Raw genomic sequence first — 22,910 nt, 5'->3', positions numbered from 1 at the left:
GTCTATGGTCTATACAGCACCCTATAAAAACTAAACCCCGTAACGCTCGCTCACCACACGCTCAAAGTCCGCAAACATTTGCGTGTCTGATTGCGTGTTATCTGCCAATAGCTCCGCACCGTGCACAATGCGAATATGTGCATCCAGATTGTTAAGCGGTGATTCCGGGTAAACCCGACTTGCTGCTGAATTAATCTGCGCCAGCGCATCAGCCCATGCCGCTTCCACCGTTTGATTGCATGCATCGGCTAAATACTTGGCATTAAAAGCTTCACCCGTCAGGCTGACTAAAGTGGCATTGTGATTGATGCTGTTACCCGGTGCCCAGTAATGCTTAGCCAGTAAGGGGCCAATTTCAGGGTTATCGGTAAGATAGCCATACTCACGCTCAAAGAATGCGCGGGTCTGATAAACCGCCATATTGGCCAGTAAATAGCCGTGATAAGCCGCTGCAGATTCCTGGTTTAACAGATGAGGAATCGCCAAGAGTGGTCGGCCAGCCAGCTCAAAGCCCAAGATTTGCATTTCAAACTTACGCGCCAATGCCAGCGCATTCTCTGCGGTCAGATCGCTATCGCTGAGCAGATACAAGGCGCGTTCAAAATAAGGCACGACCAGAATATTGCGCTCGTTCAGCGCAGCAAAGGGCTGGCTTTTTTCGATTCGCGCTTTAATCAAATCATCCGGTACGGCTTCACCAGCCGCATTTTTAGCGTAGCGCTTCAGCCAGTCTGCATCTTCCAGCAGGCTGTCGCAAAACATGGATTGCGTTTCAGCATATGCCATGGAAGTCGGTGCGAATTCTTGTGAAAAACAAGGTGAATTTTGTGTCACATTGGCAAAGTGTGCCGCATGACCACCTTCGTGGAACAGCGTATTGATTGCGCGGGCACCGCTCCCTACCTGATCGGGTTTGGCTTCGGCTGTAAAGTTAATCTGCCCGGCTACCCAACGGCCATCCGCTTCAAAAAAAGATGGAATCGGGCCATGGCAAAAGCCATTTTGGTACTTACCCTTACGCTCCAGCAAATCCAACTGCATGGTAGCACCACGGTAAGAGATACCCAGCTTGCGAAAGCTTTCTACCCAGCGCTCAAGCCCTTTCGCAAAAGGCAGGTAAGGATCCATCTGACGGGCAACATCACCACTGATGGTGTAACGGAAATTCCAAGGCAACAGCGCGTTTTTACCATGCTGCTGTGCCAGCTCCTGTAAGCCACGCTGATTGGCTTCGCGGGTACGCAGTTCAAAATCATCCAGAATGGCAAATAATTCTTCAACCGACATCTGCTCATTCTTACGCACTTTATACGCAAAATAATCAGGAAAACCCTGTGCACGGGCAAAGGCATTGCGCTGCTTCACAATCTCTAAAAAGCCGTTTTCCAGCACCCAGTGCTCAAGCCCTGCCATTGCATCAAACGAGCTTTTACGCGCCGCTTCAGATGGATTAGTCGACATATTGGTCGCCAGCGTGCTTTGTGTGGCCTCCTCGCGCTCGCCTTTCTCGTTGATATGCGTTTGCACATAATCGCGCTTTTTCGCAAATAATGCGGCTTCCTGAGCAATCAGCTGGCTCATTAAAGTGCGTGCTTCATCGCTATCGATAATATTGCTTTCAAACAATGCCAGCCAGCCTTGCAGGCCATGCTTCAGCTCAGCAGCATCGGTCGTTTTTAAACGTGCCAGTGCATCACGCACTTCAGCCAGCTTTACCGGATCAGAAATAAAATTCTTATACGCTTCTTCTGCCCTAGCAAAGCCATCATGGTCGTCAGAAACGGCCATATAGGTATCCCAAAACAAATCTTCTTTGGTTTTATGAACGGCAAGATAATCGCGATTGAGTGCGGCAAATAGCTGACGTGCTGCTTCCAAGGTGCTCTCCGGTGACTTATATAAGTTGGCAAATGCCTTATGCCAAGTAAATTACATGAGGCAGAAGAAGTGTGCAAATTTACTATTTTTCACAGCATTTAATTTCAGCACTTCGCAACACTTGATCATTTTCCTGCGTAAAGCCAGCGCCCGCGCTTTGCAAGATCGCCCAGCTTGGAAATACTTAAATCAACCACGCCTGCCCCATAGCTGCGCGGGTTAATCCAGACTGTTTTCATGCCCAGCTGTTTCGCCGTTTTAAGATTTTCTAGGGTGTCTTCCACCAGAATGCAGCGGCGCGGGTCCAGCTTAAAACGTGCAAGTAACTTGCGATAAGCTGAAATCTGCGGCTTGGGAATCAGATCAACATCTTCTACGCTCACCACGGCACTGAAACAATCATCGATTCCCAACGCCAGTAGCATCGCCATCGCGTAATGCCGAGGGCCATTTGTAAAAAGCAGCTTCTCGCCTGGCAGACTTCTTATCGCTACGGATAAACCAGGCATGGGATGCACGATTCTCAGCAGCTCATTAAGGGGATGAGATAAAAGCAAAAAATGCCGTGGATTAATGTGCGGGTGGTGACGACGCAGCCCCAGCATTGTCGCTCCATAACGCAACCAATAATCAACACGTAAATCTGTAGCCGCCTGCTCACTCAATTGTAAGTGGTGGGCAAGATAAGCCGTCATGGCCCGGTTGATCACCGGGAAAGCATGCAAATCGGCATTGTGTAAGGTGTTATCGAGGTCAAAAATCCAGACGGGTTTCATTATTTCAGCGTAAAAAAAGACCAGCCTTGCTGGTCTTGCGGGTGGCTGAGCAGGCCGCTCAGGAATGGATATAGTGCTCCAGCTGGGCAATCGTAAATTTTTGCTCTTCGATAATTTCCCGGACCAGATCACCAATCGATAACACACCTAATACTTTGTCACCATCTAAAACGGGTAAGTGGCGAATACGCTTTTCACTCATGATGGCCATACATTCGTCAACGGTAGCCGTTGGCGGCACACAGAGTAATTTACGCGTCATAATTTCTGATACCGGCGTTCCTGCCGACGTTTTACCCATCAAAATCACTTTTCTGGCGTAATCACGCTCTGAAAAGATCCCAACCAGATGGTTTTCTTCCATCACCAGCAATGCACCAATATTTTTTTCTGCAAGCACCTGTAAAGCCTGATAGACCGAAGCTTGCGGAGTAACTGACAAAATATTATCTATGGCTTTTTCTGCGAGCAGCTGGCGTGCTGTTTTCATACGAGCATCTCCCTGATGGCTTTGAACTCTAACTTTAGTAGGCCAAACGTAACATGCAAGGAAGACGTAGATTACTTTTCACAATAAAACAAGATCAACAAACATAAAGCCCAGCCGGGACAGCAGAGTGCACAAAAAACCTCTCTGCTCCGGCCGGGTTGATCACCAACGTTTATTTAGCGCGAATCATCGTGCCCACGCCCTGCTCGGTCAGCACTTCCAACAGCAGTGCATGTTTTACACGGCCATCAATAATATGCACCGCGTTCACGCCACTCTTGGCCGCATCCAGCGCAGAAGAGATTTTTGGCAACATACCACCAGAAATCGTACCATCTGCAAACAGCTCGTCGATACGTTGAGCAGATAGCTTCGTAAGCAGATTGCCTTCCTTATCGAGTACGCCAGGGGTATTGGTCATCATGATCAGTTTTTCAGCGTGCAGCACTTCTGCCAGCTTGCCTGCCACCAGATCAGCATTGATATTATAGCTTTCGCCATTTCTGTCCACGCCAATCGGCGCGATCACAGGGATAAAATCGCCCGCATCAAGGTGGGCCACGATGGTTGGATCGATCGATTCGATTTCCCCTACCTGGCCAATATCCAGCAGCTCATCCGTACTGTCTTTCAAAAACATTTTGCGGGCTTTAATAAAGTGCCCGTCCTGGCCGGTTAAACCAACAGCCTTACCGCCATGCTTATTAATCAGGGAAACAATTTCTTTGTTGACGTGGCCACCCAAGACCATTTCAACCACATCCATGGTTTCGGCATCGGTGACACGCATGCCTTGGATGAACTCCCCTTTTTTGCCGATACGATCAAGCAATTCATTAATTTGCGGGCCACCACCGTGTACCACAACGGGGTTCATGCCCACTAATTTAAGCAGCACCACATCGCTGGCAAACCCTTCTTTTAACTCGGGTTCGGTCATCGCATTACCACCGTATTTGATGACGATGGTCTTATCAAAAAAACGCTGAATATAAGGCAAGGCTTCCGAAAGAATTTCGGCTTTTTCTTGCGGGGTAATCGTGGTCATGGCGTGTCCAAAAGCTTGCAGCCTGTCGGGCTTAGGCGGCTCGTAGAAAAATTGCATGATTGAGCACAGATTTTGCCGGATTTGCAGCCAATAAGGATTTATTGGCCGAAAACCCAGTGAAATATGAGCCAACCAGGTGATTTTGCAGCCAACCGATACTAAGCCCGGCGGGCTGCTCTGGAGTTTGAGCAGAATTCTAACAGTCTCAAGCCTGCCCGCGCTTTATTTTTGACAAAAATAGCCAGCCCTCCAATAATAAATGAATATTTATTTATTAATTGCAGGTTCGCCATGTTATGTAAACGCTGGACCCGTAGGAAAGAAGCCCGCCCGCAGGAAATTTTAGAAGCGGCATTGGGGCTGTTTGTCAGCAAAGGTTTTGCCGCAACTAAAATGACAGATATTGCAAAAGCGGCAGGTGTAACCAGTGGCACGCCATATATTTACTTTGCAGGCAAAGAAGAGATATTCGAAGCGGTAATGCGTAAGATATTATTACCTCAGCTTACTATTGGCCATGAGTTGCTTGCAAGCTTTCAAGGCAGTTCGGCCGACTTACTTCAGGCCATGCTTAAAACATGGTGGCAGGCGATGGGGGAAAGCCAGCTTTCCGCTTTTCCTAAACTGATGATTGCAGAGGGCAGCAACTTCCCTCAAATCGCCAAAATATACCGGGAAGAATTTGTCACCCCCGGCAATAAAATTTTGCGCCACATTCTGGAGCGTGGAATGGCCAGTGGCGAATTCAAAGTAGCCGATATTGATTACGCCATCGAGGTGATTTCATCCCCTATTATCGTTGCCATGCTGATGAAACACTCACTCATCAACTGCCTGCCTGACACTTTAGAACCCGAAAGATTTCTGAAAACCACAATTGACCTCCTCCTTAACGGCCTGCTGGCCTCACCCAAGGATCAAGCACATGAATAAAGCAATTCCGCTGCTGCTAATGAGTGCAGCACTCTTAAGCGCCTGCAAGGAAGAAGCCAAGCCTCAGGAAGAAGTTCGCCCCGTCCGTACCATTACCCTCGCCACCAGCGCTGCAAACAGCCATGCGGAGTTCTCTGGTGAGCTGCATGCCCGCCAAGAAAGCGCCCTTGGGTTTAGGATTCCAGGCAAGCTAATCAGCCGTTTAGTCGATATTGGTGCAGAAGTAAAAACGGGCACGCCACTGGCCAGAATTGATGCACAAGATATGGTGCTCAATGCCGCCGCCGCAAAAGCACAAACTGAATCGGCACAAAGCCAGCTCGATCAACTCAAGCTTGACCTTAGCCGCTCACAAGAGCTGCTGGCCAAAAAATTTGTAAGCCAAGCTGATGTCGACCGCCGTCAAACCGCCGTCATAGCCGCGCAAAAACAATTAGTTCAGGCGCAATCACAGCAGCAAGTTGCCCAAAATCAGGCAGGCTATACCACGCTGCTAGCCACCAGCGATGGCGTCATTACGGCCACACTCGCAGAGCCTGGCCAGGTATTGGCAGCCGGGCAGCCAGTCGTGCAACTGGCCAAAGCAGGCGAAAAAGAGGTCTTTATTGATTTGCCAGAAGCCCGCAGCATGGATTTAAAACCCGGCCAAAAAACAGAAATCAGCTTCTGGGCTCTGCCGGGAAAAACCTTTAACGGCAAGGTGCGTGAAGTCTCACCCGCTGCCGATCCGCTTAGCCGTACTTACCGCGCCAAAGTGTCATTAGAAAATCCGTCAGCGGAAATTCGTTTAGGCATGAGCGCCACAGTAAAAAGCAGCCAAAACAGCCATACCGAAAACACAAGCACCCTGCCTCTCACTGCCATCTATGGAAAAAACAAAGAGCAGCGAGTCTGGCTGGTGGAAAACAAGCGTGTAAAAAGCAAGCCGATTGAAGCGCAAATCGATGCTCAGCACAAAAATAATGAGCAAGTTCAGGTGAAGGGGCTAAAAGCAGGTGATGTTGTGGTCACAGCGGGTGTGCACCTCTTGCGTGAAGGGCAAGCAGTCAGACTGCTGCCTGCTCAGGGAGAATAATATCGTGCAAAAACCCGATCTTACTAAGCAACGCTTTAACCTGTCGGCCTGGGCACTCAAGCATCAATCGCTTGTGCTGTATCTGATGGTCGTACTGACGCTTGGCGGTATTCTGGCTTATGGCAAGCTGGGTATGAAAGAAGACCCCGAATTCACCTTTAAAGCCATGGTGGTCAGAAGCTTCTGGCCAGGTGCCAGTGCGCCAGAAATGGAGCAACAGGTAACCGATAAGCTGGAAGAAGCGCTGCAGGGTATCGCTTATATTCACTTCACCAAAAGCTACTCCCGCAGCGGCGAATCACTGATCACGATTATGTTGCACGAAGATCAGAAAAATAATGTGGCCGATGCTTGGTATCAGGTCAGAAAGCGCATTAACGACGCAAAAGGAAAACTCCCACCCGGAGTATCGGGCCCCTTCTTTAATGACGAGTTTGGCGATACCTACGGCAATCTCTATGCATTTACAGGTGATGGATTTACCTATCCTGAGCTGAAGAAATATATCGAGCTGGCCCGCACTGAACTGCTGCGTATTCCTGATGTAAACAAGGCACTGCTCATTGGCCAGCAAGATGAAAAAATCTATGTTGAATACTCCAATGCCAAGCTGGCCAGCCTGGGTATTTCGCCTTTTCAAATTAATAAAGTCATCGCAGCCACCAATACCGTTACCCCGGCAGGGGCCATTGAGGGCAAAGATGAACACGTCTATTTACGCGTAAGCGGCGGCTTTAATGCCGTAGATCATCTGCGCAGCCTTCCCATTACCGTGGCCGGCAAAACCTTCCTGCTGGGCGATATTGCACAGATATTCCGGGCCACAATTGACCCACCCCAAACCAAAATGCGCTATCAGGGGCAGGATGCGGTTGGCCTGGGAATCTCCATGCGTAAAGGTGGCGATGTCGTGAAGATGGGCCAGCAAATTGACGCTTCATTAGCCAAAATCAGAAGCAATCTGCCTGTAGGAATTGAAATTCATACCATATCTGACCAGCCTGCCGTGGTAAAAAACGCCATTCATATCTTTATGAAATCGCTGCTGGAAGCGGTGGTGATTGTGCTGGCGGTGAGCTTTTTAAGCTTGGGCTGGCGTACCGGCATTGTGGTGGCATTGTCTATCCCGCTGGTTTTGTTGCTCACCTTCCTTGGTATGAATATTTTCAATCTGGAGCTGCAAAGAATTTCGCTGGGCGCACTGGTGATCGCGCTGGGCTTATTGGTGGACGACGCCATTATTGCAGTGGAAATGATGGCATTGAAGCTGGAGCAGGGTTGGAGCCGTTTTGATGCTGCCACTTTTGCCTATACTTCCACCGCTTTCCCCATGCTGACGGGTACTCTAATTACAGCAGCAGGCTTCTTGCCTGTGGGGCTGGCCAAATCAGATGCGGGTGAATATACCTTCTCGATTTTTGCCGTGATTGGTATTGCCCTTGTACTTTCTTGGATTGTGGCCGTGGTGTTTACCCCCTATATGGGCTATCACCTGTTGCCAGAAACCCCGCGCCATGAAGAGCACGATGTTTATCAGGGCGGTTTTTACGCGCGTTTTCGCAAGCTGGTCACATGGTGCGTGACCTGGCGCAAAACAGTGATTGCAGCCACCTTGGGTGCGTTTCTGGTGGCCGTGGCTACCTTTGCCCTCTTTATCCCTCAGCAGTTCTTTCCGGCCTCTGCACGGCCCGAGCTGATGGTAGATATGTGGCTGCCCTACACCGCCTCGTATGAAGCCACCGAGCGCGAAGTGAAGCGCATGGAAGCCATTGCAATGAAAGACCCCGATGTGGCCCATGTCACCAGCTATATCGGTGTGGGCTCTCCACGCTACTATCTGCCGCTTGACGAGCAAATGCCCAACTTAAACTTTGGCCAGCTCACCGTCATGACCAAGGATGAAAAAGTACGCGAAAATGTTTACAAACGTCTGAGCCAGAAATTTGCTGACGACTTCCCGCTGGTGCGTGGACGAGTCACCCGGCTAGAAAACGGCCCTCCCGTAGGGTACCCGGTGCAGTTTCGTATCAGCGGAGAAAACCCTGCCGAGCTGAACCGTATCGCAGCCCGGGTGGCAGATGCAATGCGCCAGAATCCGCATACCCGGCAAGTTCATACCGATTGGGGTGAGAAAGTAAAAATTGTCCGGCTGCAAACTAAGCAAGATCGTTTACGTCAGCTGGGTTTAACTTCGCAAGAGCTGGCTACCTACCTGCAAATGGCCGTATCTGGCATTACGGCCACGCAGTACCGTGAAGCGGATCAGAGTATTGATGTGGTCACCCGCCTGACAGAGAGTGAGCGCACTCGCCTCGACTTTCTGAAAGATTTACGTGTGCCTCTTCCTTCAGGGCAATTTGTACCGCTTTCCCAACTTGCAACCTTGCAGCTGGAAAACGAAGAAAGCCTGATCTGGCGGCGTAACCGGGTCGCTACACTCACCGTCCGTGCGGATGTGGCTGGTACTGCCCAAGCCCCTGATGTAAGCAATGCGCTCATGCCTGAGGTACGTAAAATCGAAGCCGGGCTGCCTCAGGGTTACCATATTGAAACCGGCGGCACGCTGGAGTCATCAGCAACGGGCCAGGAATCAATCAATAAAGTCATGCCATTGATGCTGCTAGTCGTCATGACCTTGTTAATGCTACAGCTGCAAAGTATTCAAAGAATGATTATGGTGCTGCTCACCGCACCGCTGGGACTGATTGGCGTGGCGATTTCCCTGCTGCTGTTCCAGGCACCATTCGGGTTTGTGGCGATGTTGGGTGTCATCGCACTTTCAGGCATGATTATGCGCAACTCAGTTATTCTGATGGATCAGATTGAGCAAGACCGCGCAGCAGGCGAAGACGCATGGACCGCCGTGATTGAATCCGCTGTAAGGCGTTTCAGGCCAATTATGCTGACTGCTGCTGCCGCCATTCTGGCCATGATTCCGCTCACTCGTGACACTTTCTGGGGGCCAATGGCAATTGCAATTATGGGTGGCTTATTTGTAGCTACCGTTTTAACCCTATTATTTTTGCCCGCATTATATGCCGCATGGTTCAGGCTAAGCCCGCCAGAGAACAAAAAAGTGTAATTCCAGCTACATAATTTATACGAAATTAAGACAATTCTTAAAAAAAGAAAGGGGATATTATTTTGCTTAGGCAAATTCCCCTTTTTTCGGTCAGACAGCCGTAAAACTTCATTACTAGGGCAATACCCAGCGCATAAAAGCCCTGGCTGCCCTGATAAAAAATTTAACAGCCTATTTAACAGACACCTGAGACGCTAAAGATGAACAAAACTTTAATTGCCCTGAGCATCGCCCTGCTTTCACAACCGCTCTTTGCTGCAGATTTACTTGAATCATGGCATGCCGCTCAAAAATACGACGCTAATTTTGCTGCTGCCCGTGCAGGGCTTGATGCAGGTAGAGAAAAAGCCGAGCAAGGTAAAGCCTTATTACTTCCGCATATTACTTTATCTGGCAACGCCAATCGGGAGCAAACAAGCTACAGCCCTGAAAACTATGACAGCACCACCCAAAATGGCAATAGCTACGGCTATAAATTGGGCCTTCTCCAGCCCATTTACCGTGCAGAAGCATTTGCAGGCGCTGATCAGCTAAAAAAACAAACCGAGCAGGCCGAAGTTATTTTCAGGGTAGCGGAACAAGACTTAATTCTGCGTGTGGCAAAAGCCTATTTTGAAGTTTTGGGTGCAGAAGAAAAAGTAAAACAAACGACGGCGCAAAAAGAAGCGGTAGCCCAGCAACTTGCTCAGGCAAAAAAATCTTTTGAAGTGGGCGTTTCTACCATTACCGATACAGATGAAGCGCAAGCCCGCTTTGATGCCATCAACTCAGCTGAAATTGCCGCACATAATGATATGGCAATTAAGCGCAATGCCTATGAGCAGCTCACCCAGCTCAGCCCGCTTAATCTGAAGCCAATCAGCAATCGTCAGCAGCCTGTACCACCGCAGCCTAATGATATGAATTCATGGCTACAACGTAGTGAAAATGGCAGTTTAGTGATTGCAGGTCAACAATTAGGTTTGGATATTGCCAGCCGCGAAATTGATAAATACCGCTTAGAAAGCTCTCCTACACTCGATTTAACTGCTGGTTATGGTAATACTTGGAATTCAGCCGGCATATCCAAATCGGGTGGATTAGACCGTGCCGGCTCGGGTCAAATTGGTTTGCAATTATCAATTCCTTTGTATACGGGAGGGGATCGTTCATCCAAATTACGCGAAGCGCTCGCTAAAAAAGAACAACAACGTCAAACAGTAGAAGCCAGCCGCCGTGATACGGCTCAATTTACAAAACAAGCATTTTTAGGCGTGAGTTCTGGTGCGGCACAAATTGTCGCTTTACAGCAGGCGCTTAAATCAAGTGAATCATCATTAGCATCAACTAAATTAGGCAGAGAAGTTGGAGTACGTACAACTATTGATGTACTTAATGCCGAACAAACTTATTTCTCCACTCGTTATGACCTTACCGTAGCGCGTTACACCTATTTGTATGCCCGCCTACAATTGGCTGCAACCAGCGGAGAATTGTCTGAAAAAGATCTAAATTCAGTAAATCTTTGGCTAGGTAATTAAGAAAGCTTGAATTGTGGAGAATAGATATCCATAATCCGTTCGGTGGAGTACCCCAATTCAAAGACCCAAGGAGAATTACCATGATTGATCTATCCCCACTGAGCTATAGCGAGTTAGTTGAACTCAAGAAAAACCTAGAAGTTGAAATTGTTCGCCGCAAAGAATCAGAAAAGCAAAATCTGATTGCTGAACTGCAAAACCTGGTTGCTTCTAAAGGCTTCTCATTGTCTGACGTATTAGGCACAAGCAGCGACAAAAAAGCAGCTAAAAAAGCAGCTTCTACAGCTAAAGCACAATTCCGTAATCCAGCTGATGCAGAACAAACATGGACTGGCCGTGGCCGTAAGCCACAATGGGCAATTGAATTCCTGGCAACAGGCCGCTCATTAGAAGAATTGCGCATTGCTTAATTGACTGCGTTTTTTATGAAATGACGAATAGACCCGTAGTGCCTTGATCTGTAAGAGATCCTGACGCAATAAGAAATCAGATATCAATCTGATTTCTCCTGCTAAAGACCTTTTAAAAAGAAAAAGAAACCGTAAATATCCGTGTAATTTTATAAAAAATTGAAGCTATGCACGTAAGACCAAACAAGGCAGCCCAGGCTGCCTTGTTTGTATTGAGCCGTACAAAATCCCTTCCTTACCTGTGAATCATTGCCATGTCGCATCCCCTCACCGCAAAACTGAATCCTGAACAAGCCGCAGCCGTTGAATTACCGCCGGAACATGCGCTCATTCTTGCGGGTGCCGGCAGTGGTAAAACCAGTGTGCTCACCACCCGTATTGCTTGGCTTTTATCAACCGGGCAATGCAGCCCTGCCGGTTTATTGTCTGTTACTTTTACCAATAAAGCCGCCAAAGAAATGCTGATGCGTATTACCGCCATGATGCCGCTTAATCCGCGCGGATTATGGATCGGCACATTTCATGGTTTATGTAATCGTATGCTGCGTTTGCACTGGCGCGATGCTGGCTTACCCGAAACTTTTGCAATTTTGGATTCTGCCGAACAACTGTCGTTAATTAAACGCATATTGAAAGCTTTAAATATAGATGATGAAAAGTATCCGGCAAAAGTAGTCCAACAATATATTAATGGCCATAAAGAAAATGGCCGCCGGGCTGGTGATACAGATGCATGGGATGATTATTCGCGCATGCTGCGATTAATTTATGAAGAATACGAGAAACAATGCCAGCGGGAAGGTGTCGCTGATTTCTCAGAATTATTACTACGCTGTTACGAATTACTTTCTAAAAATGAATCTTTACGTGAACACTATCAAAGCCGTTTTCGCCACATTTTAGTCGATGAATTTCAGGATACAAATAAGCTGCAATATGCTTGGTTAAAACTTTTAGCCGGCCAGAATAATGCGCTCTTTGCTGTAGGTGATGATGATCAGTCGATTTACGCATTTCGCGGTGCAAATGTAGGAAATATGCATGATTTTCAAAGCGATTTTTCTGTAAAACATGTGATTCGATTAGAGCAAAATTACCGCTCCCAAGGCAATATCTTAGATGCTGCCAATGCAGTAATTAGTAATAACCAAAATCGTTTAGGTAAAGAATTATGGACAAGCGAGCCAGCTGGCGAGCCAATTCGTGTTTTTGAAGCTGCAACTGATTTTGAAGAAGCGGCATTTATTGTTGAAGAAGCTCAAACCCTGATGAGGGAAGGCACGGCAGCCAACGATATTGCAATTCTCTACCGTGCCAATGCCCAATCCCGCGTAATTGAGCATGCTTTATTTACAGCAGGCGTACCTTACCGAGTGTATGGCGGTTTACGCTTTTTTGAACGTCAAGAAATCAAACACGCACTCGCTTATTTACGGCTGATTGCCAACCCGGGGGATGATAATGCCCTGCTGCGCGTAATCAACTTCCCCACCCGGGGCATCGGTGCCCGCACAATCGAAAGCATTCAGGAAACCGCTCAGCACAGCGGCACCACGCTTTGGCAAGCGGCCTGCTCGGGGGCAGCCGGACGCGGCGCCGCTGCGGTCAGAAAATTCGCTGAAATCATTGAAACCATGCGCTCGCAGGCAACAGGCCTTGCCATGCCTGAGCTGGTCGATATGATGCTGGATCTATCCGGCTTGCGCGCCCATTATCAGGCAGATAAAGAAGGTGAAGAGCGGCTGGCCAACTTGGGCGAGCTGATTAATGCAGCCACCAATTTTGTACAGGAAGACGAAAACAATCTGATCGCCTTCTTATCTCATGCCAGCCTTGAGGCTGGAGACCATCAGGCGGGCGCACACGAAGAAGCCTTGCAGCTGATGACCGTGCATGCATCTAAAGGGCTTGAGTTTCATGCCGTGTTTTTATGCGGCCTTGAAGAGGGGCTTTTCCCCCACGACAACAGCATGAATGATGCAAGGGCTGTGGAAGAAGAACGCCGTCTGATGTACGTTGCAATTACACGGGCACGCCGCCGTCTTTACATTACCCTTGCACAAAGTCGTATGCTGCATGGGCAAACTCGATATGCAGTAGCCAGCCGCTTTATGCAGGAGATTCCTCAGCAGCTGCTAAAATTTCTGAATCGTGGTTATGCGCCGCAAGGTTATTCGGGGCCGGCCACTGTTGCCAGCAAAATCAAAGCCCCCACACCAGAGCATGGTCTTTCGATCGGCACAAATGTAGAGCATCCAAAATTTGGTCAGGGCGTAGTGACCGATCATGAAGGCGGAGCCAATGGCAATGTGCAGGTCAATTTTGCAACGGCAGGATCTAAATGGCTGGCCGTGGCTTACGCCAAGTTAAAAGTAATCTAATACCAGATGCTCAGCCAGCAGCACAGGAAGGAGTCTGTATGCGGGCTGACTCAACAGAAATTCTGCGCCCTGCCCGATTAATCTATGGCAGGATTGATACGTTTTTAAACGGACAATACGCCTTAAATCATGGCTGAAAAAATAAGTGCCTTCTCGGTTATCTCCTCTGCCACAGCCAAACGTAAAGCGGCCAATGGAATCCCCGATGTAGCCTCTTTGCGCGTGCTGATTATTGATCCGCTGGCGGAAGTCAGACGCAGCATTGGGATGATACTAGGCCAGTACGGCACTAGCCATATTGATCATGCCAGCAATAGTACTGAAGCCTTAGCCAGTATGAAAAAGCTTAAATACGAGCTGATTCTTTGCGAGTATGACTTAGGCAAAGGCCAGGATGGATTGTTTTTATTTGATGAAGCAAGGCGGCTGGATTTACTTAAAGCATCTTCAATTTTTATCATCACTACTGCCGAACGGCAGGCGCAAAAAGTACTTGGCGCTGCCGAGCAATCCCCCGACGCTATTTTGCTCAAGCCCTTCACTGGCGAAATGCTCTACAGCCGAGTACTCAGTGCTTTACAAAAAAAAGTACGTTTTAAATTAGTTGATGAAGCCATCATGGCGCACGATTTCTTAAGTGCGATCCAGCTCTGCAGTAAGGCGGCCAATACCAGCGCCGAATACACCCAAGATTTTTTACGCCTTAAAATTCATCTTCTGCTGCGCATTGGCGATTGGGTCAGTGTGCGGGATCAGTGCAGGCAGCTATTGGTAGAACAAGAATTACCATGGGCAAAAATGGCTCTGGGCAAAGCTCTCTACCAGCTAAAAAACTACCCGGAAGCACTGGCGGTCTTTAAGGCGATCATCAGCGCGCATAAACACGCACTGGAAGCCTACGACTGGCTGGCTCGTGCACAGCAAGCCATAGGTGAAGATAACGCCGCCCAAGAAACGCTGAAAAGGGCAATTCATAAATCCCCTTTTGTGGTCAACAGGCAACGTCAGCTGGGTGAAGCCGCGCTTAAAAGCGGAGATCTGGCCACGGCCGAAAACGCTCTGCTTGAAACCGTAAAAATCTCCAGACACTCTTTTTTGCGTAACCCTGCTGATTACGGCCAGCTAGCCGACGTACAGATCAGCCGGGGTGATGTAGCCGCTGCTAGGCTCACCGTAGAAGAAATTCGTAAAGACTTTAAAGACCCTCAGGTTAGCGTGCTGGCCGATGCGCTGGATGCAGACATTTATATGCATCAGGGTGATGTAGAAAAAGCTCAGAATCAGCTCAGAACAGCGCTGGGGCAGCTGGTTCAGCTTACCCTGCCGCCTTCAGCCATGGTGGGCATGGCGCTGGCTAAAGCCTGCTTTAATCAGAAGCAGGAAGCCCTAGCCGAGATCGTGGTTCGGAATCTGCTGAAAAACAGCCATGATGATCTGAGCCTTGCCAGCAAAATCACCACGCTTTACCGCCAGCATGGTCATCAGGATCAGGCAGAACAACTCATTAAAGAAAACAGCGCCAGTATTGTGGCTCTCAATAATGAGGCCGTAAAAATGGCACGCAGTGGCGATCTGGCAGGCGCAGCAGAATTGTTTATCCGCGCAGCCACCGATATGCCGGGAAATATACAAGTGCTGCTGAATACCGTGAACGCCCTTCTCGCCTATACCAATCAACATGGCTGGCATCAGGAATGGATGCAGCTCAGCAATGATTACCTGCTACGCATCCATGATCTGGATCCTAGCAATGGACGGGGTTTACAACTGCAAGAGTTTTTTCGTAAAACAAAACAGCGTTACGGCATCAGCGAGTAAACCAGCGGGCAAATCGATCAATCCCCAGCAAAAACCCAAATGCAACTCTACAATAAGGAAGAAGTCAAAGTACTGCTTGCTTACAAAATGCAACAGCAAGAGACAGAGTCGAGATCAACGAGGAACAAAATCATGCAAACCAGCACCAAGATTGACGATCATAAAGGCCGAATTATGCTGAATGGCAATTTTACGTTTGAATCGCACCGCGAGTTTAAACAAGCCACAACAGCTGCACTTGAGACCCCTGGTCTTACTGAACTTGAAATGGATTTCAGCGCCGTCGACTATATGGACTCCGCGGCCTTGGGCATGTTGCTGCTCCTGAACGAGCGAGCAAATGGCCGCAAAGTGACCTTGATTAACTGTAGAGGCACAGTGAAAGCCGTGTTGGAAATCGCTAATTTTGGCAAAATATTTGAAATCAAATAATAAAAAAAGAGCACCGTCTATTTGAATACGGTGCTCTTTTTAAAATGCCAATCAGCACTGACCGGCTTTGGCACTTCCTTTTACCCAGCTTCCCAGCAGGGCGTAGCATACTGCTAATAACGTTGGGCCTAAAAAGACACCCAATAAACCAAATGACAAAGCCCCACCCAATACGCCAAATAAAATCAAAATAAATGGCAAATCACTTTCTTTACCTATAAAGAGCGGCTTCACCACATTGTCAGCAGTACCCACTACAAAAATCATCCAAAGCGCTAAGAAAACCGCCCAGCCCGTATGCCCCTGATAATAAAGCCAAGCCGCAGCAGGTAAACCAATCAGCCCAGGCCCGCCCGGTAAAATTGAAAGAAAACAACTGGCAAAACCCAATGTCAGAGAATTAGGCACACCGGAAATAAAGAAACTAAACCAGGCTAAAACACCCTGCACTAAAGCGGTTCCTAAAAAGCCATAGACCACGCCTCTGATCGTACCTGCTGCAACCTGTAAGAGTGATTCTGCTTTCTCACCGGCAATACGCCACATCATGCCTTTCAGCCATGCCGCAGCGCGCTCCCCGTGTAAATAAAAGAAAAAGGCCACAATCAGACTTAAGGCCAGTAATAAAAAGCCACCGCCTACAATACCGCCAAAACGTAACAGGCCCGATGCCACAGGCCCGCTTAATCCACGAATGCGTTCTAATAGCGCAGGATCACCTTGGCCAAGCTTGATCCAGAATCCATTGATCCACTCGCCTAAATAGGGAAACGTGCTTACCCAAGCAGGTAAATCCGGCCAGCCCAGCTGAAATTGCAAACTCACCGTTTTAATCAATGAACCCGCCTGACTGGCAAATTCAAACCCGGCAAGCAGCAAAGGCAAAACTAAAAACGTCAGTAAAGCAGTAATAAAGAGCAGAGCTGCAGTAAAGCGACTGCCTCTGCAAAGTCTTACTAAATATTGATAAGGCTTCCAGGTGGTATAAACCAGAATAGCGGCCCAAATAACTGAAGCAAGGAATGGGGCCATAATCATTAAACCCAACCAAATTAAAGCGCCGACAGCCATAATTGCGGCCAGAGGTTCAATCAAATCAGAACTACGTATACGCATATCAGCTCGCTTTTAGCATCCAGAATGGGCGCTGTTAGCATACCCTTAAATAAGCGTTCTGACCGTTACATATTGCCTCAGAATATCCCTTTTTTTTACTTTTAGTATTTTTAATCAAAGCGGATTATGCAGAAGTCAGCACGATCAAATACTCGCCTTTTTTTCAGTATAAAAACTGACTTTTCTTAAGTGACATGTTCATATACAACGCACAGCCTTCCCTTAAGGCTGCGTTTTACCCTGTTTTAAATAAGGTCTTTTACGATTTAAATCAGCATATAAAAATAGTCTGATTTAGTCATGATATAGGTGAGAAAAACGCTTGGTCTGGGCAATTAAGCCCGAAACGATTACAGCAGCCTCATGACGGCCAGCGATCGTATTGATTTTTTCATCGCATTCTTCCAATGCCAAATGAATCTCACAAGCCAAATGAAACAATAAGGTTTCTTCCTTTAAAGGAGCCATAGGGAGGTAGTAATTAATTTCATCAACGATATGATCCGCTAATTCATTAGAATACTGTGCTGGAGATGTCAAAATACGTTCATATAAACGCACGCCGATCACACCAAGCGCAAGCAGCTGGGTGGGCATGATTAAACTCCTATTCCATAAACATTAATCCACTCTAGTCTTTACTAAACCCCATAATTGCCCCTCCCGTCGGATGGTGATTTTGAGTGGGCCCCCACTCACTTTTTGTAATTAATTAAAAAACAACCCACGCCTGCTGAAAAAAATATGCAATGAAACCATGCTTGTAAGCAATGCTCCGACCTCCCTGAAGCCTTCAGCAACTTGACAGGCATACTCCGATCAAGAATAAACGAGCAGGTAGCAATCGCTCAGCCCATGCCATCAAACTCGGTAGAGAAAGGCACTTCCCCATGACCAGCCCGTCACAGCGGAAGCCGGTAAGCACAATGTTAATAGTCAGCTTATGTCTGAGGAACGGCTTACTGCTTAACCCAACACGCAAACCTCTGGTGCTTATCGTTACGCTACAGCGCGCATTTCTTCCGCGCAAAGCAAAACCCCCGCCTCTTTCGAGTACGGGGGTCTTGGTACGGCTTAGGGTGTCTGGCAATGACCTACTTTCACACAGGTAATCTGCACTATCATCGGCGCTAAGGTGTTTCACTGTCCTGTTCGGGATGGGAAGGAGTGGGACCACCTCGCTATGGTCGCCAGACTTTAACGGGTTAACTCGTTGCACTTACTACTCTGCAACGCGTTCAGTTCAATAGAAGAAGTAATATATTACTTTGTACTGCTTGTTTCTCAAATTCAGCTCTAATCTTGGGTAGATTATACCGTCGCACACACGCGCTTCAGGTTATAGGATCAAGCCTTACGGGCAATTAGTATCGGTTAGCTTAACGCATTACTGCGCTTCCACACCCGACCTATCAACGTCCTGGTCTCGAACGACCCTTTAAAAGGCTTAAAGCCTTGGGGAAATCTCATCTTGAGGCGAGTTTCGCGCTTAGATGCTTTCAGCGCTTATCTCTTCCAGATTTAGCTACCCGGCGATGCCACTGGCGTGACAACCGGTACACCAGAGATCTGTCCACTCCGGTCCTCTCGTACTAGGAGCAGCCCCCCTCAAATTTCCAACGCCCACTGCAGATAGGGACCAAACTGTCTCACGACGTTTTGAACCCAGCTCACGTACCACTTTAAATGGCGAACAGCCATACCCTTGGGACCGGCTACAGCCCCAGGATGTGATGAGCCGACATCGAGGTGCCAAACTCCGCCGTCGATGTGAACTCTTGGGCGGAATCAGCCTGTTATCCCCGGAGTACCTTTTATCCGTTGAGCGATGGCCCTTCCATTCAGAACCACCGGATCACTATGTCCTGCTTTCGCACCTGCTCGACTTGTCTGTCTCGCAGTTAAGCCGCCTTATGCCATTACACTATCAGTACGATGTCCGACCGTACCTAGGCGACCTTCGAGCTCCTCCGTTACAATTTGGGAGGAGACCGCCCCAGTCAAACTGCCTACCATGCACGGTCCCCGATCCGGATAACGGACCAAGGTTAGAACCTCAAAGGGGTCAGGGTGGTATTTCAAGGACGACTCCACACAGACTAGCGTCCATGCTTCAATGTCTCCCACCTATCCTACACAAACCACTTCAAAGTCCAATGCAAAGCTACAGTAAAGGTTCACGGGGTCTTTCCGTCTAGCAGCGGGGAGATTGCATCTTCACAAACATTTCAACTTCGCTGAGTCTCAGGAGGAGACAGTAGGGCCATCGTTACGCCATTCGTGCGGGTCGGAACTTACCCGACAAGGAATTTCGCTACCTTAGGACCGTTATAGTTACGGCCGCCGTTTACTGGGACTTCAGTCAAGAGCTTGCACCCCATCATTTAATCTTCCAGCACCGGGCAGGCGTCACACCCTATACGTCGTCTTTCGACTTTGCAGAGTGCTGTGTTTTTGATAAACAGTCGCAGCCCCCATTTCTCTGCGACCCATGTCAGCTCCAGCCGCAAGGGCCTTCACCTAATATGGGCTCACCTTCTCCCGAAGTTACGGTGATAATTTGCCGAGTTCCTTCTCCTGAGTTCTCTCAAGCACCTTAGAATTCTCTTCCTACCCACCTGTGTCGGTTTGCGGTACGGTCAATATAAAGCTGAAGCTTAGAGGCTTTTCTTGGAAGCATAGGATCAATCACTTCAGTCCGAAGACTTCGTCGTCACGTCTCAGCGTTAAAGCAGCCCGGATTTGCCTAAGCCACACGCCTACTCGCTTAAACCCACTATTCCAACAGTGGGCTGACCTACCTTTCTCCGTCCCCCCATCGCACTTTATATCGGTACGGGAATATTAACCCGTTGTCCATCGACTACGCATTTCTGCCTCGCCTTAGGGGCCGACTCACCCTGCGCCGATGAACGTTGCGCAGGAAACCTTGGGTTTTCGGTGTGCGGGCTTTTCACCCGCATTATCGCTACTCATGTCAGCATTCGCACTTCCGATACCTCCAGCATCCTTCTCAAGACACCTTCGCAGGCCTACGGAACGCTCCTCTACCATATGCACATCGTGCATATTCGCGTCTTCGGTTATCAGTTTGAGCCCCGTTACATCTTCCGCGCAGGACGACTCGACCAGTGAGCTATTACGCTTTCTTTAAATGATGGCTGCTTCTAAGCCAACATCCTGGCTGTCTATGCCTTCCCACCTCGTTTTCCACTTAACTGATTATTTGGGACCTTAGACGGCGATCTGGGTTGTTTCCCTCTTGACCATGGACGTTAGCACCCACAGTCTGTCTCCCATGCTCGCACTTGACGGTATTCAGAGTTTGCCATGGTTTGGTAAGTCGCGATGACCCCCTAGCCATAACAGTGCTTTACCCCCGTCAGTGATACATGAGGCACTACCTAAATAGTTTTCGAGGAGAACCAGCTATTTCCAAGTTTGTTTAGCCTTTCACCCCTATCCACAGCTCATCCCCTAATTTTGCAACATTAGTGGGTTCGGACCTCCAGTGCGTGTTACCGCACCTTCATCCTGGCCATGGATAGATCACTTGGTTTCGGGTCTACGCCCAGCAACTATGCGCCCTATTCGGACTCGGTTTCCTACGCCTCCCCTACTCGGTTAAGCTTGCTACTGAACGTAAGTCGCTGACCCATTATACAAAAGGTACGCAGTCACCCCATTTTGCAAGGGCTCCCACTGTTTGTATGCATCCGGTTTCAGGTTCTATTTCACTCCCCTCCCGGGGTTCTTTTCGCCTTTCCCTCACGGTACTGGTTCACTATCGGTCGATGATGAGTATTTAGCCTTGGAGGATGGTCCCCCATCTTCAAACAGGATTTCTCGTGTCCCGCCCTACTTGTCGCATGCTTAGTACCAACCAATCTTTTTCGTGTACGGGGCTATCACCCACTGTCGCCAGACTTTCCAGACTGTTCCACTAAAGTTTGATTTATCACATGCAGGCTCTTCCCATTTCGTCGCCACTACTTTGGGAATCTCGGTTGATTTCTTTTCCTTCGGCTACTTAGATGTTTCAGTTCGCCGAGTTCGCTTCTCATGACCTATGTATTCAGTCATGGATGACCCAAAAGGGCCGGGTTTCCCCATTCGGATATCACGGGATCAATGCTTATTTGCCAGCTCCCCCGTGCTTTTCGCAGGCTAACGCGTCCTTCTTCGCCTATCATCGCCAAGGCATCCACCAGATGCACTTAGTCGCTTGATCCTATAACCTCAAACACGTATCAACAAAGTTAATACAATTCGAAGTATCTGATTTCGCTTTGTTGCGACATCGATTATTCAGTTCTGACTTCGAACAATCGATTTTGATACAATCTACCTTATTTATTTCTAAATTGAGTATTACTTCTTCTATTTTTTAAGATCAAGTTACTGTCTTGCTGATTTTAGAAACCAGAATAAATGTGACTTTATTAAATCACATCAATTCTGATCCTAATCAACAATCCCTAAACCTACAGTCGATGAGTGTGAGTACTCAATCCAAAAGTCTTCTCTTGAAAGGAGGTGATCCAGCCGCAGGTTCCCCTACGGCTACCTTGTTACGACTTCACCCCAGTCATGAATCCCACCGTGGTAAGCGGCCTCCTTACGGTTAGCCTACCTACTTCTGGTGAAACCCATTCCCATGGTGTGACGGGCGGTGTGTACAAGGCCCGGGAACGTATTCACCGCGACATGCTGATCCGCGATTACTAGCGATTCCGACTTCATGGAGTCGAGTTGCAGACTCCAATCCGGACTACGATCGGTTTTATGAGATTAGCTCCACCTCGCGGCTTGGCAACCCTCTGTACCGACCATTGTATGACGTGTGAAGCCCTAGCCATAAGGGCCATGAGGACTTGACGTCATCCCCACCTTCCTCCGGTTTGTCACCGGCAGTCTCCTTAAAGTGCCCAACTAAATGGTAGCAACTAAGGACAAGGGTTGCGCTCGTTGCGGGACTTAAACCCAACATCTCACGACACGAGCTGACGACAGCCATGCAGCACCTGTGTTCAAGTTCCTTGCGGCACTCCCCAATCTTCAGGGATTCTTGACATGTCAAGGCTAGGTAAGGTTTTTCGCGTTGCATCGAATTAATCCACATCATCCACCGCTTGTGCGGGCCCCCGTCAATCCTTTGAGTTTTAGCCTTGCGGCCGTACTCCCCAGGCGGTCTACTTCACGCGTTAGCTGCGTTACTAAGGAACGAATTCCCCAACAACTAGTAGACATCGTTTAGGGCGTGGACTACCAGGGTATCTAATCCTGTTTGCTCCCCACGCTTTCGTGCATGAGTGTCAGTATTAGCCCAGGGGGTTGCCTTCGCCATCGGTGTTCCTCCGCATCTCTACGCATTTCACTGCTACACGCGGAATTCCACCCCCCTCTGCCATACTCTAGTTGACCAGTTTGCAATGCAATTCCCAGGTTGAGCCCGGGGCTTTCACATCACACTTAATCAACCACCTGCGCACCCTTTACGCCCAGTAATTCCGATTAACGCTTGGACCCTACGTATTACCGCGGCTGCTGGCACGTAGTTAGCCGGTCCTTATTCTTCCGGTACTGTCATCCCCATGGATATTAGCCACTAGGATTTCCTCCCGAACAAAGCGCTTTACAACCCGAAGGCCTTCTTCACGCACGCGGCATTGCTGGATCAGGCTTGCGCCCATTGTCCAAGATTCCCCACTGCTGCCTCCCGTAGGAGTCTGGACCGTGTCTCAGTTCCAGTGTGGCGGATCGTCCTCTAAGACCCGCTACAGATCGTTGCCTTGGTGAGCCTTTACCTCACCAACTAGCTAATCTGATATCGGCCGCTCTAATAACGAGAGGTCTTGCGATCCCCTCTTTCCCCCTCAGGGCGTATGCGGTATTAGCTATCCTTTCGGATAGTTATCCCCCATTACTAGGTACGTTCCGATATATTACTC

Annotated in this window: 14 protein-coding genes and 3 rRNA genes; 8 read left to right on the top strand and 9 right to left on the bottom strand. The window is 48.6% G+C overall.

Features of this window, described 5'->3' with window-relative positions; genetic code table 11:
- Positions 1-30: 30 nt before the first annotated feature.
- The 4 genes from DYD62_RS00085 to argB form a co-directional block, all read right to left on the bottom strand.
- On the bottom strand, positions 31-1,878 hold the full coding sequence (locus tag DYD62_RS00085) for a M3 family metallopeptidase (RefSeq protein ID WP_233702848.1): 1,848 nt from the start codon (positions 1,876-1,878) through the stop codon (positions 31-33).
- A gap of 125 nt (positions 1,879-2,003) precedes the next feature.
- Entirely contained in the window at positions 2,004-2,654 is a 651-nt protein-coding gene (locus tag DYD62_RS00080; RefSeq protein WP_115225506.1) for a pyrimidine 5'-nucleotidase, read from the bottom strand.
- A gap of 58 nt (positions 2,655-2,712) precedes the next feature.
- On the bottom strand, positions 2,713-3,144 hold the full coding sequence (locus tag DYD62_RS00075) for a CBS domain-containing protein (protein ID WP_115225505.1): 432 nt from the start codon (positions 3,142-3,144) through the stop codon (positions 2,713-2,715).
- A gap of 172 nt (positions 3,145-3,316) precedes the next feature.
- On the bottom strand, positions 3,317-4,192 hold the full coding sequence (argB, locus tag DYD62_RS00070) for an acetylglutamate kinase (RefSeq protein WP_115228155.1): 876 nt from the start codon (positions 4,190-4,192) through the stop codon (positions 3,317-3,319).
- A 291-nt stretch (positions 4,193-4,483) separates the two neighbouring features.
- Between argB and DYD62_RS00065 the strand changes: the two genes are divergently transcribed.
- The 8 genes from DYD62_RS00065 to DYD62_RS00030 all read left to right on the top strand — a co-directional run bounded on the left by DYD62_RS00065 (position 4,484) and on the right by DYD62_RS00030 (position 15,843).
- Positions 4,484-5,125 (top strand): TetR/AcrR family transcriptional regulator, encoded by a 642-nt coding sequence (locus DYD62_RS00065; RefSeq protein WP_115225504.1) that lies wholly within the window; start codon positions 4,484-4,486, stop codon positions 5,123-5,125.
- Positions 5,118-6,200, top strand: a complete 1,083-nt coding sequence (locus DYD62_RS00060; protein WP_115225503.1) for an efflux RND transporter periplasmic adaptor subunit — start codon at positions 5,118-5,120, stop codon at positions 6,198-6,200. The genes DYD62_RS00065 and DYD62_RS00060 overlap by 8 nt, the downstream gene beginning before the upstream one ends.
- A 4-nt stretch (positions 6,201-6,204) precedes the next feature.
- Complete coding sequence (locus DYD62_RS00055) at positions 6,205-9,282, top strand: efflux RND transporter permease subunit (RefSeq protein WP_267896102.1); 3,078 nt, start codon at positions 6,205-6,207, stop codon at positions 9,280-9,282.
- 200 nt (positions 9,283-9,482) lie between these two features.
- Positions 9,483-10,802, top strand: coding sequence for a TolC family outer membrane protein (locus DYD62_RS00050; protein WP_115225501.1), 1,320 nt, complete (start codon positions 9,483-9,485; stop codon positions 10,800-10,802).
- Between the two features lie 80 nt (positions 10,803-10,882).
- On the top strand, positions 10,883-11,212 hold the full coding sequence (locus DYD62_RS00045) for an H-NS histone family protein (RefSeq protein WP_099396647.1): 330 nt from the start codon (positions 10,883-10,885) through the stop codon (positions 11,210-11,212).
- 254 nt (positions 11,213-11,466) lie between these two features.
- Complete coding sequence (locus DYD62_RS00040; protein WP_115225500.1) at positions 11,467-13,593, top strand: UvrD-helicase domain-containing protein; 2,127 nt, start codon at positions 11,467-11,469, stop codon at positions 13,591-13,593.
- A 129-nt stretch (positions 13,594-13,722) separates the two neighbouring features.
- Positions 13,723-15,411 (top strand): response regulator, encoded by a 1,689-nt coding sequence (locus DYD62_RS00035; protein WP_115225499.1) that lies wholly within the window; start codon positions 13,723-13,725, stop codon positions 15,409-15,411.
- 39 nt (positions 15,412-15,450) lie between these two features.
- Positions 15,451-15,843 carry an STAS domain-containing protein gene (locus DYD62_RS00030; RefSeq protein ID WP_233702847.1) on the top strand — a complete coding sequence of 131 codons (393 nt, stop codon included), beginning with the start codon at positions 15,451-15,453 and terminating at the stop codon, positions 15,841-15,843.
- Positions 15,844-15,894: 51 nt separating this feature from the next.
- On the opposite strand, the gene DYD62_RS00025 is transcribed toward DYD62_RS00030, so the two are convergent.
- The 5 genes from DYD62_RS00025 to DYD62_RS00005 form a co-directional block, all read right to left on the bottom strand.
- Positions 15,895-16,959 (bottom strand): AI-2E family transporter, encoded by a 1,065-nt coding sequence (locus DYD62_RS00025; protein WP_115225498.1) that lies wholly within the window; start codon positions 16,957-16,959, stop codon positions 15,895-15,897.
- A 294-nt stretch (positions 16,960-17,253) separates the two neighbouring features.
- A complete protein-coding gene (locus DYD62_RS00020; RefSeq protein ID WP_099396643.1) occupies positions 17,254-17,556 on the bottom strand; it encodes a hypothetical protein in 303 nt (100 codons plus the stop codon).
- Between the two features lie 484 nt (positions 17,557-18,040).
- A 5S ribosomal RNA gene (gene rrf, locus DYD62_RS00015) occupies positions 18,041-18,154 on the bottom strand.
- A 148-nt stretch (positions 18,155-18,302) separates the two neighbouring features.
- Positions 18,303-21,190, bottom strand: a 23S ribosomal RNA gene (locus DYD62_RS00010).
- Positions 21,191-21,488: 298 nt separating this feature from the next.
- Positions 21,489-22,910 (bottom strand): 16S ribosomal RNA (locus DYD62_RS00005); the annotation flags it as partial.

Source organism: Iodobacter fluviatilis, from assembly GCF_900451195.1.
Lineage (GTDB): Bacteria > Pseudomonadota > Gammaproteobacteria > Burkholderiales > Chitinibacteraceae > Iodobacter > Iodobacter fluviatilis.
Note: the sequence above shows the minus strand (reverse complement) of the source record. Positions and strands in the feature narration are given on the sequence as shown.

Excerpts from the sequence above, each read along its gene's own strand:
- DYD62_RS00080 (WP_115225506.1), bottom strand. The coding sequence starts at position 2,654 with ATGAAACCCGTCTGGATTTTTGACCTCGATAACACCTTACACAATGCC.
- DYD62_RS00075 (WP_115225505.1), bottom strand. The coding sequence starts at position 3,144 with ATGAAAACAGCACGCCAGCTGCTCGCAGAAAAAGCCATAGATAATATT.
- argB (WP_115228155.1), bottom strand. The coding sequence starts at position 4,192 with ATGACCACGATTACCCCGCAAGAAAAAGCCGAAATTCTTTCGGAAGCC.
- DYD62_RS00065 (WP_115225504.1), top strand. The coding sequence starts at position 4,484 with ATGTTATGTAAACGCTGGACCCGTAGGAAAGAAGCCCGCCCGCAGGAA.
- DYD62_RS00060 (WP_115225503.1), top strand. The coding sequence starts at position 5,118 with ATGAATAAAGCAATTCCGCTGCTGCTAATGAGTGCAGCACTCTTAAGC.
- DYD62_RS00050 (WP_115225501.1), top strand. The coding sequence starts at position 9,483 with ATGAACAAAACTTTAATTGCCCTGAGCATCGCCCTGCTTTCACAACCG.
- DYD62_RS00045 (WP_099396647.1), top strand. The coding sequence starts at position 10,883 with ATGATTGATCTATCCCCACTGAGCTATAGCGAGTTAGTTGAACTCAAG.
- DYD62_RS00040 (WP_115225500.1), top strand. The coding sequence starts at position 11,467 with ATGTCGCATCCCCTCACCGCAAAACTGAATCCTGAACAAGCCGCAGCC.
- DYD62_RS00035 (WP_115225499.1), top strand. The coding sequence starts at position 13,723 with ATGGCTGAAAAAATAAGTGCCTTCTCGGTTATCTCCTCTGCCACAGCC.
- DYD62_RS00030 (WP_233702847.1), top strand. The coding sequence starts at position 15,451 with ATGCAACTCTACAATAAGGAAGAAGTCAAAGTACTGCTTGCTTACAAA.
- DYD62_RS00025 (WP_115225498.1), bottom strand. The coding sequence starts at position 16,959 with ATGCGTATACGTAGTTCTGATTTGATTGAACCTCTGGCCGCAATTATG.
- DYD62_RS00020 (WP_099396643.1), bottom strand. The coding sequence starts at position 17,556 with ATGCCCACCCAGCTGCTTGCGCTTGGTGTGATCGGCGTGCGTTTATAT.